General features: G+C 39.6%; 18 protein-coding genes. All 18 read left to right on the forward strand.

Annotated elements, in window-relative coordinates; all coding sequences use genetic code 11:
* The first annotated feature begins 43 nt into the window (after window positions 1–43).
* The gene (gene trmD, locus KH109_RS05350) at window positions 44–874 is read left to right on the forward strand and encodes a tRNA (guanosine(37)-N1)-methyltransferase TrmD (protein WP_227283386.1); all 831 of its coding nucleotides are present in this window, start codon (window positions 44–46) and stop codon (window positions 872–874) included.
* On the forward strand, window positions 871–1,524 hold the full coding sequence (locus tag KH109_RS05355; RefSeq protein WP_295216522.1) for an NAD(P)H-binding protein: 654 nt from the start codon (window positions 871–873) through the stop codon (window positions 1,522–1,524). The genes trmD and KH109_RS05355 overlap by 4 nt, the downstream gene beginning before the upstream one ends.
* Window positions 1,525–1,600: 76 nt before the next feature.
* Entirely contained in the window at window positions 1,601–2,674 is a 1,074-nt protein-coding gene (locus tag KH109_RS05360; protein WP_295216524.1) for a hypothetical protein, read from the forward strand.
* Window positions 2,675–2,710: 36 nt separating this feature from the next.
* Entirely contained in the window at window positions 2,711–3,142 is a 432-nt protein-coding gene (locus KH109_RS05365; RefSeq protein ID WP_295216525.1) for a DUF350 domain-containing protein, read from the forward strand.
* An 11-nt stretch (window positions 3,143–3,153) separates the two neighbouring features.
* Entirely contained in the window at window positions 3,154–3,714 is a 561-nt protein-coding gene (locus KH109_RS05370) for a hypothetical protein (RefSeq protein ID WP_295216527.1), read from the forward strand.
* A 14-nt stretch (window positions 3,715–3,728) separates the two neighbouring features.
* Window positions 3,729–5,015 carry a glutathionylspermidine synthase family protein gene (locus KH109_RS05375; protein WP_295216529.1) on the forward strand — a complete coding sequence of 429 codons (1,287 nt, stop codon included), beginning with the start codon at window positions 3,729–3,731 and terminating at the stop codon, window positions 5,013–5,015.
* A 113-nt stretch (window positions 5,016–5,128) separates the two neighbouring features.
* A complete protein-coding gene (locus tag KH109_RS05380) occupies window positions 5,129–5,701 on the forward strand; it encodes an RNA methyltransferase (RefSeq protein ID WP_295216531.1) in 573 nt (190 codons plus the stop codon).
* A 9-nt stretch (window positions 5,702–5,710) separates the two neighbouring features.
* Window positions 5,711–6,448, forward strand: a complete 738-nt coding sequence (locus tag KH109_RS05385; RefSeq protein WP_005387348.1) for a YebC/PmpR family DNA-binding transcriptional regulator — start codon at window positions 5,711–5,713, stop codon at window positions 6,446–6,448.
* A 203-nt stretch (window positions 6,449–6,651) separates the two neighbouring features.
* Entirely contained in the window at window positions 6,652–7,146 is a 495-nt protein-coding gene (gene ruvC, locus KH109_RS05390) for a crossover junction endodeoxyribonuclease RuvC (protein ID WP_005387349.1), read from the forward strand.
* Window positions 7,146–7,754 carry a Holliday junction branch migration protein RuvA gene (gene ruvA, locus KH109_RS05395; RefSeq protein ID WP_287536263.1) on the forward strand — a complete coding sequence of 203 codons (609 nt, stop codon included), beginning with the start codon at window positions 7,146–7,148 and terminating at the stop codon, window positions 7,752–7,754. Before ruvC ends, ruvA begins: the two co-directional genes overlap by 1 nt.
* 2 nt (window positions 7,755–7,756) lie before the next feature.
* Entirely contained in the window at window positions 7,757–8,761 is a 1,005-nt protein-coding gene (gene ruvB, locus KH109_RS05400) for a Holliday junction branch migration DNA helicase RuvB (protein WP_178885285.1), read from the forward strand.
* A 2-nt stretch (window positions 8,762–8,763) separates the two neighbouring features.
* A complete protein-coding gene (locus KH109_RS05405) occupies window positions 8,764–10,365 on the forward strand; it encodes a SpoIID/LytB domain-containing protein (RefSeq protein ID WP_105086233.1) in 1,602 nt (533 codons plus the stop codon).
* Between the two features lie 11 nt (window positions 10,366–10,376).
* Entirely contained in the window at window positions 10,377–11,402 is a 1,026-nt protein-coding gene (gene queA / locus KH109_RS05410) for a tRNA preQ1(34) S-adenosylmethionine ribosyltransferase-isomerase QueA (RefSeq protein ID WP_295216538.1), read from the forward strand.
* Between the two features lie 8 nt (window positions 11,403–11,410).
* Window positions 11,411–12,526, forward strand: coding sequence for a tRNA guanosine(34) transglycosylase Tgt (gene tgt, locus KH109_RS05415; protein ID WP_105086235.1), 1,116 nt, complete (start codon window positions 11,411–11,413; stop codon window positions 12,524–12,526).
* Between the two features lie 75 nt (window positions 12,527–12,601).
* Window positions 12,602–12,892 carry a preprotein translocase subunit YajC gene (yajC, locus tag KH109_RS05420; protein WP_005387358.1) on the forward strand — a complete coding sequence of 97 codons (291 nt, stop codon included), beginning with the start codon at window positions 12,602–12,604 and terminating at the stop codon, window positions 12,890–12,892.
* Window positions 12,892–13,458, forward strand: a complete 567-nt coding sequence (locus KH109_RS05425) for a 5-formyltetrahydrofolate cyclo-ligase (protein ID WP_295216541.1) — start codon at window positions 12,892–12,894, stop codon at window positions 13,456–13,458. Before yajC ends, KH109_RS05425 begins: the two co-directional genes overlap by 1 nt.
* A 21-nt stretch (window positions 13,459–13,479) precedes the next feature.
* A complete protein-coding gene (gene secD, locus KH109_RS05430; RefSeq protein ID WP_105086237.1) occupies window positions 13,480–14,754 on the forward strand; it encodes a protein translocase subunit SecD in 1,275 nt (424 codons plus the stop codon).
* The gene (secF, locus tag KH109_RS05435; RefSeq protein ID WP_257847342.1) at window positions 14,751–15,647 is read left to right on the forward strand and encodes a protein translocase subunit SecF; all 897 of its coding nucleotides are present in this window, start codon (window positions 14,751–14,753) and stop codon (window positions 15,645–15,647) included. The genes secD and secF overlap by 4 nt, the downstream gene beginning before the upstream one ends.
* The last annotated feature ends 754 nt before the right edge of the window (window positions 15,648–16,401 follow it).

The following is a 16,401-nucleotide window of genomic DNA, read 5'->3' on the forward strand; positions in this document are numbered from 1 at the left end:
TGCTAATGAGTTTATGTGAGTTAATAAGTGTAGGGGACGGTCTATGCGTATCGATATCGTATCTTTATTTCCTGAGTTTTTTGATGCCTTTTTTAGTCATTCCATCATAAAACGGGCTATCGAAGCGGAACGATTGTCTATGGGTGTAACTAACCCTCGAGATTTTAGTCACAATAAACATGGTCAAGTTGATGATACGCCTTATGGTGGTGGGGCTGGTATGCTCATGATGGCACCTCCCATTTTTGAAGCGGTGGAATCTGTTATTGCTCAATATGACAATACTCTTAACAGTACCTATACTACCGATGAGATGTGTGATGAAATGAGTCTTATTGGTAATCCCAGTGAAAGTATACGACGTCGAATTATTTTCATGGGACCTACAGGCCAGCCTTTCACACAGGAGAAGGCTCGTGAACTAGCTATGTACGATCAAATAGTCCTCATTTGTGGCCATTATGAAGGTGTTGACTACCGTGTAGAAGAACATTTAGTAGATGAAACGATTTCTATTGGTGATTATGTATTAACTGGTGGCGAGTTGCCAGCTATGGTTGTAGCCGATGCAGTAGCGCGCATGATCCCCGGCGTACTAGGCGCGGCGAGTGGGGCACAGGAGGATTCTTTTTATGAACCTCTGTTAGAATGCCCTCAATATACAAAGCCCCCTGAATTTAGAGGCTGGACTGTACCAGATGTATTGAGAAGTGGTCATCATAAAAATATTGCTACTTGGCGTCAAAAAGAAGCACTTAAAAGAACTCGGTTGTTACGTCCAGATTTATTGGAACGTCCATTAACAAAAGAAGAGATTAAGCTTTTAAAAGAGATAGTTGAGGAAGAGTCTGTAAGACTTAAAGGTGAAGAATGAAAGCGTTAGTATTAGGCGCCACTGGTGCAGTCGGTAGTCATATTGTAGACACGTTAATTGATAATCATGAGATTCAAGACATTCATGTATTTGTACGTCGTCCAGTAACATATACATCTCCAAAGGTAACAGTTCATATTGTTAATTTTGATGAACCTCGTGAATGGGCACACTTAGTGACAGGGGATATTTTATTCTCTGCTATGGGTACAAACCGTAAACAAGCGGGCTCTAAAGAAGCACAATGGACCGTAGATTATACGTATCAGTATGAAATGGCGCGCATTGCAGCTCAAAATGGTGTGAAAAAATATGGTTTAGTATCCTCTTTGGGCGCAAATCCAAAATCTCCATTCTTCTATATGTCCATGAAAGGACAATTAGAAGAGGTTATTTTAGAGTTGCCTTTTGAAGCGATTGTTATTGCTCGTCCAGCTACATTGATTCGAGAAGAACCTAAATTGGTAGAGCGTATTAGCTGTGCTGTATTTGGGGTCATCAATAAAGCACATATATTAATGAGTCAAGAGCCTGTAAAAACTACTGATGTTGCTAAGGTGCTTGTAACAGCTACTATAGGGCAACAATATGGTATTTCTATTATTGAAAATGAAACGATTCATGAACGTGTAGGTTATTTTAAAGCTTAATTTCATTAAATCCCGTTTAGGAGAGGGAGTAGTATAGACACATATATTGGTTATTGCTACTCTAACGAGGTTGTTTATGGAGTTTAATTGTTACGATGTCCTTGAGGTTCAGGGCAGCCGTTATGTAATAACAGAAAAAATTAAATATAATGAGATTATTCCAAAAGCTGATCAGGAACAAGCCTATAAGGCTAAGCCGTCTATGCAAAAGTCTCCTGGTGATTATTGGCATGAATATGGCCTAGAGGCTGTCGAAGGAATTGATAAAATATGGGTTACCATTGAGTACAATGATAATGAATGGTGTACTGTATCTAGAACATCCTATCGTAAGCGTGCACCGAAAGGTTTTACATTACATCAAATCGGTTTGGAAAAGGTGGTAGATGTAGATGGTGATAGTGGTGCGTCCGTAGGTGATCGAGCTGGGTATAAGGAATATCAATTGCCCTGTGAAGGGGGCGCTAGCGTATTCTTTGAAGAAAACTGGTTCAAAGGGGAGAAAATGTTTGCCGAAGGGGCGCGAGTCCCTTTGGTGAATATTCGTCTCTGTAATGATGCGGCAGCAGACGCTATTCGTAAAAAGAAACGTAAAGAACGTTTGAAAAAACGATTAGAAGGAATTGCCATAGCTCTTGGATGCGGCGCATTATTTTTAACGTGCCTTGTTAGTTGGGATTCTGACCTTTCTTGGCATGGTATACGAGGTACCTTTGGCTTCCCTTATACTGCAAAGGAGCATATGCATGATACATCCGTCTATTATACTAAGGCGGATTCAGATAATGAGTATGTATATACTTCTAGTTTAGATCCTGTGAGTACAGCCTTAGATTTAATCGAAGCTTTGGACGGAGATATTAAAAATGAAGGCGAGAGCTTACAAGAAGGTCGTGAAGTCATTGTATTCTATGATGCTAAGTCTGCCTATATTATTACTAACGTAGATGGCCAAACCCGCGTTAAGGTATGTGAACCAGGAAAGTTGACGCCAGAGGAACAGGAGCTCATTAATAGTACAATGCGAAAGACACATGTACTTGATTCCTATGCCTATATGGTTCGCTATAAAGATAGCGGGGGACGCGATAAATTCCTTAAGGTAGACAATCTTAATGAAGCCGACAAGGCTTATATGTTTAACCGTTGACTATGAATATAAAGGGACAATAGTAGGAGGTTTATCATGATTTTTATTCCTGATGTATTATTGACGATTTTTTATGCTTGTTTTGGAATTTTCTTAATGTTAACTGCGAACACTGTTATTGATTTCTTTGTACCTGGTAAATTTAGTGAAGAAATTAAACGTGGTAATTGTGCTGTAGCATGGCTATCTGCAGGTTCCTTTATCGGTATTGGTGAAATATTGCGTGCTGTTATTATGTCTCCAGTAGTTACTACAGCAGATACATCTTTATTGCACGGTGTAGTAGCAAGTATCGTATATGCTATTTTAGGGATTGTATTGTTTGTAACAGGCTATATGTTTATTAATTTATGGCATCGTAAATATAATTTATCTGAAGAGATTATGCGTGGTAATACAGCTGCGGGTATTCTCGTATTTGGTATCTTTGTAGGCCTTGCTCTCGTTGTTAGTGGTGCTGTGCACTAAGGGAGTGTCCTATGTATAAGCCAAGTAAGAAAACCATATACATAACGAGTGCCTTTGCCGCTGTGGCGGGCCTCGTTGGTGTGTATTCATACTGGAATGACATCGCTTATGCCGTATGTGATAAAATCTACCCGGAAGCAAATGATGGGGAAGTTCGATTAAAGGATAATCAAGGAAATCGCTATTCTTTATTAAATCATGGCGATGGTAAAGAAACAGCTTTATATGATGATAATCGGTCTGTTACATTTCACCGTGATACTACTGGGAATTTAGTATGGGATGCTGGTTTGGCCGGGCTTTTGCCTAGCATTGCAGCAGGTTATTATATTTTCCATGGCTTTAATCCACCTACAGCACATATGGATGGACGGACCATGACCTATCGCGTAGCGGCTCCATTAAAACCGTATGAGGAGCCTTCTGTTTATACAGCATCAGGTTCAAATGTGCGTACTTCTTTGGGGCGTCGTACTTATCAAGACTATGAGAAGCGAAGAAGTCAAAAAGCCTCTTCTATAGGTCAAAAGTCGGGCTTTGGTAGTGCTGGTTCACGGTCTGGTGGCTCGTGATGGGAGGCGATACTATGCTATCCTATATTGATGAGTTAGATCGGGGCATACTACCTTTTGTAGAGTATGAAGGATATGATGATCGATATCCAACGCTTTCAGTACAATCTTTTCCTGCTGAGTTTTACGATGAAATACGACATGCATCTCGTATGTTATTCCAAATATTTTATAAGGCTACTAAGGTCTTTCAGCAGGCACCTGATGAGTTTGCCCTCAATATGGATATGCCGGAAAATCTGATTCCTTATCTTCACCGAGGAAATCCGTTAGGCCTACCAACGTGGCTATCGCGCTTTGATTTTGTTCTCGATACACAGGGGCGATTGCGCATGGTAGAAATTAATGCGGATACCCCCTGTTTTTTGATTGAAAGCTATTATGCTAATGAGGTAGGCGCCCGTTATTTTGATAAAGCGCATCCTAATGCAGGGGCTAGGGACGAGCTAGAACGTTTTTTGAAACGTGTTTATGAACGTACCTCTCGGGATAATAGTAAATATACTACGGTAAAAAGTAGTGTAGCTAATCCATTTGTGTTTGCTTGCTTTCATGATTATTTAGAAGATTTAGGAACAACTAAGTTTTTAATGAATACGATGAAAACAGCTTGTCCTGAAGCGGATGTACGATTTTTATCATTTTATGACATGGTAATTGATGATGAAGGGATTCTACTTCCTGATGGCAGTCATGCATCAAACCTGTATCGTTTGCATCCGATGGAATTGTTAATCGATGAGACGACATCAACGGGAGAACCGTTAGGTGAAATGTTCTTAGATTTATATAATGAGGGGCGATTTAATTTATTTAATCCTCCAGAAGCGATCATTTTGCAAAATAAGTCATTTATGTCCTTGGTGTATGCCTTATACTTAACTAATCAATTTTTTACAGGTCCTGAGCGAGATATTATTGAACGTTATTTGACTCCGTCCTATTTTGAAAGTGATTTTCCTAACCTCGATGAAGGCCTTTATATTCAAAAGGAAATCTGGGGTCGGGAGGGACGCAATATACAAGTCGTAGAAAAACATGGCGATCAAGCAAAGGTCTTTATGGAAAAGTTTGTAGATAATTATGATGACATTGTTTGTCGTGATAGTAAAAAGGTTATGTACCAAGATTTTATTAAGCAAAAACGTTTTATTCATACTGTAGATAGTGGTACAAAAGAAGGATGCTTGACACTGTCTTGTTTTATGCTTGGCGACCAAGCCTCTGCTGTGGGAGCCCGTTTCTCTCCTGAAGAAATTGCTGGCACAGAAGCCTATTTTTTACCTTTAGTTATTGATTAAAAACTATGTAGAATGATTAACGGTACATAAATTATAGGGTTAGGAGCATAAAGTTATTAGGCTAGTATTACTATAGTTTCTATTTGTTGTTAGGTTATAGGAGATATAAGGCATTGGCTAATTTGTATATTGGACTTGTTCATTATCCGATTATGAACAAGCATAAAGAGGTCATTACGACGGCCATTACCAATTATGATATTCACGATATTGCACGGGCGTCTATTACCTATGATGTATCTAAATATTTTGTGATTCATAATATACCGGCTCAACGAGAATTAGCAGCTACCATTATGGAGCATTGGAAATCTGGCTTTGGTAGTACCTATAATCCGGACAGAAAAGATGCTTTCACAGGCGTTGAACTCGTTAATTCTATCGCTGTTGCGGTGCGTACTATCGAGAAACTGGAAGGGGTAAAACCTATCGTAGCAACTACCGATGCTAGAACTTATGATAATACAATTTCCTATGCACGGATGCGTGAACACCTTGAAAATGAAGGTCGCCCTGTGTTAGTATTATTTGGTACCGGTTATGGTATGACAAAAGAAACGATGGAAAGCTTTGACTATATTTTAGAACCTATATATGGCCATGGTGAATACAATCATTTATCTGTGCGTAGTGCTGTATCAATCATTCTTGATCGATTGCGGGGCGAAGCATGGTGGAATAAATAGGAGGCGTCTATGTCAGGACATTCAAAATGGGCAAATATTAAACATAAAAAAGGTAAAACCGATGCATTAAAAGCTAAATTGGCTACAAAAATCGGTCGTGAAATTACTGTTGCAGCACGCATGGGTGGTGCAGACCCAACAGGTAATATGCGTTTGAAATTGGCTTTGCAAAAAGCGCGTGAAAATAACATTCCTAAGGATAATATCCAACGTGCCATCGATAAAGGCGTTGGTGCTACGGATATGAACGCATACGAAGAAATCGTATATGAAGGTTATGGTCCAGCAGGTGTGGCTGTTACTGTAGAAGTTATGACGGATAATCGTAACCGTGCAGCAGCAGATGTGCGCCATGCATTCTCTAAACAAGGTGGTAACCTTGGTGAAAGCGGTTGTGTAGGCTGGATGTTTAAATCTAAAGGCGTATTCGTTATCGATAAAGAAGGTCATGACGAAGATGAATTGACTATGTTAGCTCTTGAAGCGGGCGCAGAAGACCTTAAGTCCGAAGACGATGTATTTGAAATTTATACTACTCCTGAAGATTATGATGCGGTAGAAGCAGCTCTTGCTGATGCGGGCATTGAAACAGAAGTAGCGAAAATCACAATGATTCCAGATACTACAATTGAATTGACTGGTGATGATGCTGTAAAAATGCAAAAAATGCTAGACGTATTGGATGATCTTGATGATGTACAAAATGTATATCATAACGGTATTTTGCCAGACGACGAAGAAGAATAATATTAAGGAGTACTCTGAGGGGTGCTCCTTTTTTATTGATTCATGAAATTTAGAGTTTTTGTAAATGTTAAGAATACTAATAGATTTCTTATAAATTTTATATTGAAATTCATGAACTTCGATGTGGTATTGTGCTATAATAAAATAGATTATGTAATGGAGGTAGGCGACAGCTTATCTCATTTTTAAACTAGGGGGTTGAGATGCGAATAATAGGTATTGACCCAGGCACGGCTATATGTGGATATGGCATTATTGACGTGAAGGGCAGCAAATTAACGCCAGTAGCCTATGGGGCTATTACAACTCCTAAGGAATTAACTGATTCACAACGGTTAGAAATTTTATTTAATGATCTAAGTGATATTCTAGAGGAATTTAAACCGGATAAGTTCGGCGTAGAGGAATTGTTCTTCAATCGCAATGTAACGACGGCGATTAAGGTTGGGCAAGCACGTGGAGTTATCTTGTTAGCAGCTGAACAACAGCGTATTCCTATTTATGAATATACACCGCTACAAATCAAGCAAGCTGTTACAGGATACGGTAAGGCTGATAAGAATCAGGTTATTTATATGACCATGAATATTTTGGGGATTCGTGAGAAAATTAAGCCCGATGATACGGCAGATGCATTAGCTGTTGCCATCTGTACGGCCCATAGTTCTCACAATGATAGATTGAAGAGGTTGGTATAATGATAGGGTATGTACGGGGCATCGTAACACATCTCTTTAAAGAGTCTTGTTACGTAGATGTACATGGCGTAGGGTATCGCGTTTATGTGCCGACCACTACGCGTCAACAATTGATTGAAGGTCATGAGGCAACGCTATTTACGTATTTGAATGTGCGGGAAGATGCAATGCAGCTCTATGGCTTTTGGACGGAAGAGGAGTATGAGTTGTTCATTTTACTCATTTCTGTTTCCGGTATAGGGCCTAAGGTGGGACTTGGCATTTTGTCTGGTATGACGCCGGAGGCTTTCAAATTAGCTGTTATTAATGGCCAAATACAGCAATTAACAAAATTACCTGGCATTGGGAAGAAATCTGCAGAGCGACTTGTTCTTGAATTAAAGGATAAGTTAGCGAAGATGACGCATATATCTGCAGAATCTCCAGCAGCTATACAGCCTATTGGCGTTGCTGCTAGTGGTGCTGCCGGAGAGGCCATTGAGGCTCTTGTGTCGCTAGGCTATTCAGAACGAGATGTGGCTGACATTGTAGAGTCTTTAGATGATGGTAAGCGCGATGTATCTGAGTTGATTAAAGTCAGCTTGATTGAGCTTGGGAAAGGACGATAAGGATGAACGAAGAAGTACGCCTTGTCGGAAATGGCGAGCACGAAGAAGATATGTGGCAATATAGTCTACGACCAAAGTTCTTTAATGAGTATGTAGGTCAAGAAGAGGCTAAAGGTAATCTAAATGTGTATATTCAGGCGGCTAAGCAACGTGGTGAAGCCTTAGATCACGTATTGCTCTATGGTCCACCAGGTCTTGGGAAGACTACTTTGGCAGGGATTATTGCGAATGAATTGGGTGTTAATTTTCGCATAACCTCTGGGCCTGCCATTGAAAAGTCTGGTGACTTGGCTGCCATCTTAACAAATTTAGATGACCACGATGTACTATTTATCGATGAAATTCATCGCTTGTCTCGTAGTGTAGAGGAAGTATTGTACTCTGCAATGGAGGACTATGCTATCGATATCATCATCGGTAAGGGCCCAAGCGCTCGAACGGTACGCATCGATTTGCCAAAGTTTACTTTGGTAGGTGCCACTACACGGGCCGGGGCTTTGGCGGCACCTTTAAGGGACCGCTTTGGTATTATTAACCGGTTGGAATATTATAAACAACCGGAATTAGAGTTTATTGTGACTCGGGCCGCAGAAATACTCAATATTGGTATTGAGCCAACTGGGGCTAGCGAAATTGCGCGTCGTTCAAGGGGGACGCCGCGAATCGCAAATCGTCTACTTAAACGGGTACGTGATTTTGCACAAGTTATTGGTGATGGGGTTATCACTCAAGACATTGCAGATGATGCGTTACAACGTTTATATATAGATAAAGAAGGACTTGATCGAATCGATCGACGTGTGTTGGAGTGTATTATTGAAAAGTATGATGGCGGTCCAGTAGGTATCGATACTATTGCGGCGGCTATCAGCGAAGAGAGAGATACCATCGAAGATGTGTATGAACCATATTTGATGCAATTAGGATTTTTAGGACGCACACCACGTGGGAGGGTGGCCACTAAACTTGCTTATGAGCATTTAGGTATTTCACAGACAGGGAAATAAAAATGAAAACGAAACGATTACAATTGATGATAATGGCAACGTTGTTTTTAGGTGTAAATATTGGCGGTGCTTCTGTTGCTCAAGGGGCAACATTGCAACATAAAAGTACAGTAGTAACTAAAAAGCCAATGCCGAAATCAACAGTATCTACAATAAATGTATCGAAAGTAAATTCGACTAAGAAGTCAACTTTTCGACCACTTGTAACTAAACCGGCTCCAAAGCCTGTGTCAAAAGTGTCGTCGAAGCCAGCTGCTAAACCTGCAGCATCTAGTGCTACAACGAAAGCTCAGAAAACAGTAGCTCCAAAACCTGTAGCAAAAACTACATCTACTGGTGTTAAGTCTACTGCATCTAAGGTTGTAAAAACATCTAATGCAAATAGCATTCAAGCTAATACGGCAGTTATTACGCGCAATAAGGTGGGTTCTGTAGTAACGCCTGCTACGGAGCGCATAGAGCATGTACCAAATGTACGTGTTCTATTAGGGAGCCGTAGCTCCGATGCTAAGGTGACATCTACTGCCAATATGGTTGTGTTAAATAGTAATAATGGTCAGGTTAGTACAATTAGCGCAAATCATGGTACCTCTGTTGGCATTCGAGGTGGTAAAATTGTTGTTAATGGCAAGGCCATTGATAGTGTAGTTACCTTAAAACCAGCTAATAGTGATGCGCCATTCTTGTTTGAAGGTAAAGGTTATCGCGGTGGACTTACATTACGTGCTAATAATGGTAAAATGATGGTCATCAACTCTGTACCTCTTGAAGACTATCTTTATGGCGTAGTTCCACAGGAAGTCGTTCCGTCTTGGCCTGCAGCAGCATTAGAAGCACAAGCTGTAGCAGCTCGCACTTATGCGCTTCATACAATGGAAGAAAACAAAGGGAAATTGTATGATGTGAGTACGTCCACAGATCATCAAGTCTATAATGGAGTTAGTGGTGAAACCCAGGCTACTACTAATGCGGTCAATAAGACAAAGGGTATGGTTATGCTATATAATCAACGCCCTATTAATGCCTTATTCCATTCTGATGGTGGTGGCTATACTGAGGATAGTGTTAATGTGTGGGGCAGTGATGTACCATATTTGAAAGGTGTAAAGGATTTTAGTACTGGCACATCTACATCAAATTGGACTGTTACAACTTCTCGCCAGGCTCTTGAAAGTAAGCTCAATGCAGCAAGTAAAGGTGTGGGTAAATTGAAGAGCATTCAATTGACTCCTCTTGGCAAGCCTGGTCAACAAACATCTGACCGAGGCGTGTCTGGTCGTATCAAAAGTGCTACTTTCATAGGCACCTCTGGGAAAACGACGGTAGATGGCGATTCCTTGCGTAGTATTTTAGGTTTAAAATCTACACTATTTGATTTTTATGTAAATCATAACCCTGCTAAAGACACGGGTAAGGCATATCATAACTTTACGGGCAATAATGATACTGTCTATATTAAAGGCCACGGTTGGGGACATGGTCTTGGTATGTCTCAATGGGGTGCTGCAGAGATGGCGAAACGTGCTACCCCAGGGGATACAAATTATTACCAAACTATTTTGCGTCACTACTATAGTGGCATTACATTAAAGAAAATGTACTAATAAGGATTACGATGAAAGTTACAGATTTTGATTATGAATTGCCAGAGGAACTAATTGCTCAACATCCTGTAGAACCTCGCGATACTGCAAGACTTTTAACCTTGGATAAGGTTACCGGTGAGATTGCACATAAAGAGCATTTTTACGATTTGCTAGATGAACTTCATGAAGGGGATGTGCTTGTATTTAATAATACAAAGGTTATTCCTGCGAGATTATATGGTCAACGGCAAGGTTCTGGTGGCAAGGTAGAGGTATTGCTCCTCACTCCATGCGGTGAAAACCGGTGGGAATGCCTTGTTAAACCTGGTAAAAAGTGTCCTATTGGTCAAGTTATCGAATTTGATGACCGATTAAGTGGGACCGTTATAGATAAAACGGAGTTTGGCGGTCGTATCATTGAATTCACTTGCAATAGTGTATTTGATGATGTGATACAAGAAATTGGTGAAATGCCATTGCCTCCATACATTCATGAGAAGTTAAAAGATAAAGATCGTTATCAAACTGTATATGCAAAGGAAAAGGGTTCCGCTGCAGCACCAACGGCAGGGCTTCACTTTACGCCTGAATTATTAGAAAAGATAAAAGCGAAAGGTGTTGAGCTCGAGTTTGTTACCTTGCATGTTGGTCTTGGTACTTTTAGACCTGTATCGGCAGAGACGATTGAAGATCATGAGATGCATAGTGAGTTCTTCGTTGTATCTCAAGAAACCGCTGACCGTATTAATACAGCTAAGAGAAACGGACGCCGTATTATTGCGGTGGGTACTACATCTGTACGTACACTCGAGTCTGCTACGAATGATGACGGTATACTACAAGGTATTAGTGGATGGACTCAAATCTTTATCTATCCTGGTTATAAATTTAAGATGATTGATGCATTGGTAACGAATTTCCATTTGCCTCAATCTACATTGTTAATGTTGATCAGTGCATTAGCCGGTCGTGAACATTGTTTAGCAGCCTACGAAGAAGCTGTTCGAGAACGTTATCGCTTCTTTAGCTTTGGCGACGCTATGTTTATTCGTTAGGAGGGACTATGCCAAGTATTACTTATGAATTACAAAAGACATGTCCTCATACGGGGGCACGTGCAGGTTTATTGCATACGCCACATGGTACCTTCCAAACGCCTATGTTTATGCCTGTAGGTACACAGGCAACTGTTAAAACAATGACACCTGAAGAATTAAAGGCTATGGGTTCTCAAGTCATCTTGAGTAATACGTACCATTTATTCCTTCGTCCTGGTCCTGAGCTTGTGGAAGAAGCGGGTGGATTGCATAAGTTTATGAATTGGGATCAAGCTATTTTAACTGATAGCGGTGGGTTTCAAGTATTTAGCTTAGGCGACATGCGTAAGATTACTGAAGAAGGTGTAACTTTTAGATCACATATTGATGGTTCTAAACAGTTTTTATCTCCAGAAGTTGCCACAAAGGTACAAGAGCAATTAGGTTCTGATATTGCGATGGCCTTTGATGAATGTATTCCATATCCAGCAGATCATGACTATGCGAAGCGTTCTACAGCTCGTACGACCCGTTGGGCTCATCGTTGCCAAGAGGCTCGTAAGGCTCATGACCGTCAAGGTATGTTTGGCATTGTTCAAGGCGGCATGTATAAAGACTTGCGTAAACAAAGTGCGGAAGAGTTAGTCGCTATGGACTTTGAAGGCTATAGTATCGGCGGCTTATCCGTTGGGGAACCTCATGATTTAATGAACGAGATTTTGGAATATACTACACCATTGTTGCCAACTAACAAGGCTCGTTACTTGATGGGCGTTGGTACAGCGGATTGTCTTGTGGAAGGTGTGGCACGTGGTATTGATATGTTTGACTGCGTATATCCAACACGTGTTGCTCGAAATGGGATGGCTATGACTTGGAAGGGGCGCCTTAACATTCGAAATGCGCAGTTTGCTCATGATTGGGGGCCTTTAGAAGAAGGCTGTCAGTGCTATACATGTAAAAATTATTCCCGTGCTTATATTCGTCACTTGTATAAGGCGGAAGAAATTTTAGCATTGCGTCTCGTAACATACCATAATCTCTACTTCTTACTTGAGTTTATGCGTCAAATGCGACAAGCTATCTTGGAAGATCGATTCCCTCAATTTAGAATGCAATTTTGGGATAGCTTTAAAAAGTAGTAATTAAGTCTAGTCAAATTTATATTAGGTGGCTATACTAGAAAAGAATACATATTTATTGTATAGGAGGATAACATGGAAGATATTTTACAAGTGTTGCAAACGAGCTGGCCAATTCTATTAATGGTTGTAATCTTTTATTTCTTATTGTGGCGTCCACAAAAGAAACAACAAAAAGAACGGGCTAACTTGTTAGGTAGCTTGAAAAAGGGCCAAAAAATCGTTACAATTGGCGGTATTTATGGTGAAATCGTTGAACTTGATGATGAAAAAGTAAAGGTTCAAGTATCTGAAAAAGTGGAGTTAACATTTGCGCGTTCTGCAATTGCTAACGTACTTTCCAAGAAAAACAAGGAAGAAAAATAATGAATACAAAGGAAGCAGTGCGCCGGGCGTGCAAGTCCCAGCGCGCTGCTTTATCCGTTGCTGATTGTAATACATGGACACCTATATTGACGGAGCAAATCATCAATAGTTCTGAATATAAATCAGCTAATACCATTATGGCTTATTTGGCGATGCCCAAGGAGGCCAATTTAGACGATGTGATTCGTCATGCTTTAGAACATGGTAAATCCGTATATGTTCCAGTATGTACCGATAAGACAACCATGATTGCGGTTCGTCTTAAGTCTCTAGAATCTATCACTCGGGGTGTGTTAAATATACGCATTCCCTCTGAGCCATACGAGGTTATTAATCCACATGACTTGGATTTGATTTTAGTGCCTGGTGCTGGCTTTGACCGCCAAGGCGGTCGCATGGGGATGGGGAATGGGTATTATGATCGATTTCTCAAGAAACTTTCACCAAGTACATATATGGGCATATGTTGGAGTGTCCAAATTTGGAATGAACCAATCCCTATGGATGGATTGGACCAGCGGATGAACAAGATTGTAACGGAGCAAGGCGTTATACATTGCGTATAGTAGTAGAAGGGAGCAACTATTTTGAACGGTAAAGCTATTATCAAGTTTTTAGTAGTCATTGCTGCCATCATTGGATTGTTTGCGTATTTCATTCAACCTTTAGCAGGTTCTTTAAAACAAGGCCTAGACTTACAAGGTGGTACGCATATCGTATTGGAAGCAGAGGATTCTGCAACTGGTCAAGCTGACAATGATGCAGTGGAACGGGCGAAGCAAATCTTAGAGCGTCGTATTAATGAAATGGGTTTATCTGAACCATTGGTACAACGTGAAGGTGCTCGTCGTATTATCATCGAATTGCCAGGTGTAAAAGATCCTGATGAAGCGATTAAACGTATCGGTAAAACAGCAGTTTTGGAATTTAAAAATGACCAAGGTCAAACTGTTATGACTGGTGATGATTTAAAAGATGCGAAAGAAGAGTTAGGTCAAAATAAACAACCACTCGTTGCTATTGAATTAAGCGATGAAGGGGCTAAGAAATTTGCGGACTTAACATCTAAAAATATTGGCCGTCGCATTGCCATTACATTGGATGGTAAAGAATTGACTAATCCAGTAGTGCAACAAGCAATTACAGGTGGTAAAGCCACAATTTCTGGTAGTCAAAGCTTAGAAGAAGCTAAAGACTTAGCTATTTTATTACGTTCCGGTGCATTGCCTGTTAAAATTAATGTATTGGAAGTTCGTACAGTAGGTCCTTCTTTAGGTCAAGACTCCAAGGATAAATCTGTTGTAGCCTTCAGTGCTGGTATTGCAATGATCATGATTTTCTTGGTTATTTTATATCGCTTTTCTGGTATCGTAGCTAATATCGCATTACTTGTATATGTAATGCTCTTATTACTTGTATTAGGTAAAGGCTTTAATGCCACAATGACATTGCCAGGTATTGCTGGTATTATCTTATCTATGGGTGTTGCTGTAGATGCTAATATCCTTATTTTTGAACGATTTAAGGAAGAGGTATTCTCTGGTAAATCCATGCGTGTAGCAATGGAAGCTGGTTTTAGTCGTGCTTTAGCAACAATTACAGATGCGAACGTATCCGTTATTATTACGGCTGGTATCTTGACAATCTTAGGTTCTGGTCCGGTAAAAGGCTTCGCTATCAGCTTAGGCGTAGGTGTTGTTGTAAGTATGTTTACAGCGATTACAGTGAGTCATTTCTTGTTGCGCTTACTTATTGATTGTAACTTTACGAACCATCCATTCTGGTTTGGTGCGAATATCTCTCCAAGCACAAGTGCTGACGCATTTGCACCAAAATCTTTGAAAGGAGGTAAACGCAAATGACATTAGACGTAATTAAACATCATCGTTGGTGGTTTGCTATTTCCTCCACACTTGTTATTATCAGTTTGATTTCTATCTTTACTAAAGGCTTTAACTTTGGTATTGATTATACTGGTGGTACAATTGTTGAAGTTGTATTTGATCAACCTGTAGAGGTTAGTCAAGTTCGTGACGTTTTGAAAGAATATAATCTTGAAAATGCACAAATTCAGCTTTCTGGTGATACTACTGGTGAAACAGCGGGCGAAGACGTAATGATTCGTACACGTAATCTCGAGTCTAGTGAAAGTGCCGCTGTTGTAGAGTCTCTGACTAAATCTATTGGGAACAATACAGTTAAACGTATTGAAACTGTAGGTGCTGTAATTGGTTCTGAGGTTACAGAACATGCGTTGTTAAATCTTGTTATAGCATTCGCAGCATTAGCATTGTATATTTCTTATCGCTTTGAATATAAAGTTGCTATTTCTGCTCTTGTTGCTATTTTCCACGATTTAATCATGGTGCTTGGTGTATTCTCTTATTTCCAATTGGAAATTGATGCGTCTTTCTTGGCTGCTATTCTTACAGTTGTAGGTTACTCCATGAATGAATCTGTAGTTATCTTTGACCGTGTTCGTGAAAATACACATACACATAAACGTTCTGATACATTTGCAGATCTTGCGAATGCATCTATTACACAAAGTATTCACCGTAGTTTTTATACATTGGCTACAGTTATGTTCGCCTGTGTATCTCTTTATCTGTTCGGTGGGGACACTACAAAGAACTTTGCTCTTTGTATGATTATCGGTTTTGCTAGTGGTGCGTACTCCTCTATCTGTGTAGCTACATCTTTATGGGTTATGTGGAAGAGTCGCAACAAAAACGATATCCGCAATCAACAATAATATATTAATCAACAATAATATATGAACTGCTTTTACTATACTAATGGTGAAAGTATTGAACCTCTCTAGAATGCAATCTAGAGAGGTTCTTTTTTATCAAGTACATTAGAATATCAATACCTTTATATTATTACTGCTTTAATTATGGTAGTTGCGCTCGGTCTATATCATGTATGGATTAAAAAATACACTCCATTAGAAATGTAGTTATATGGGGATTTAATTTGTGAAAGCTTACCTTTGCAGATTTAGATACAACCAAAATCCTTATAGAATACTTTTGACAGTATTCTATAAGGATTTTTTTAGTTTTTAGTAGTAATTAGAGGAAGTTAGTTAAAAATAAAATGAACTAAAGTAATTGGAAAAAAAGATGTTATACAATTTAAAACCTGAATAAATAAGGAATTAAGGCATGCTTATGATGAGGTGTAGTGAATTTAAAATGAAGTTGTAAAATCAAGGCTTTTATATGTTGACGATTATTTTATTTGTGCTATACTTATACAAGTCGTTAGGATACAGCACAAACGATGAGCACAAAAAAACTTATGAAAAAAGTTTTGAAAAGTACTTGACGTAATGAGCTGGACTTGATAGAATAATCAAGTCGCCAGTTGATGAAACACTTCGAAAGAAGGTAGTGGAAACTGGTACAGATCTTTGAAAACTGAACAATGATAGGTAATCAATCATATGATTGAACATATGCCAGAGTGCGGGTTTTGACAAAGTCAAAACCAACCATAATTCA

Origin of the sequence: Veillonella sp., assembly GCF_018381775.1 — a bacterium.
Taxonomy (GTDB): Bacteria; Bacillota; Negativicutes; order Veillonellales; family Veillonellaceae; genus Veillonella.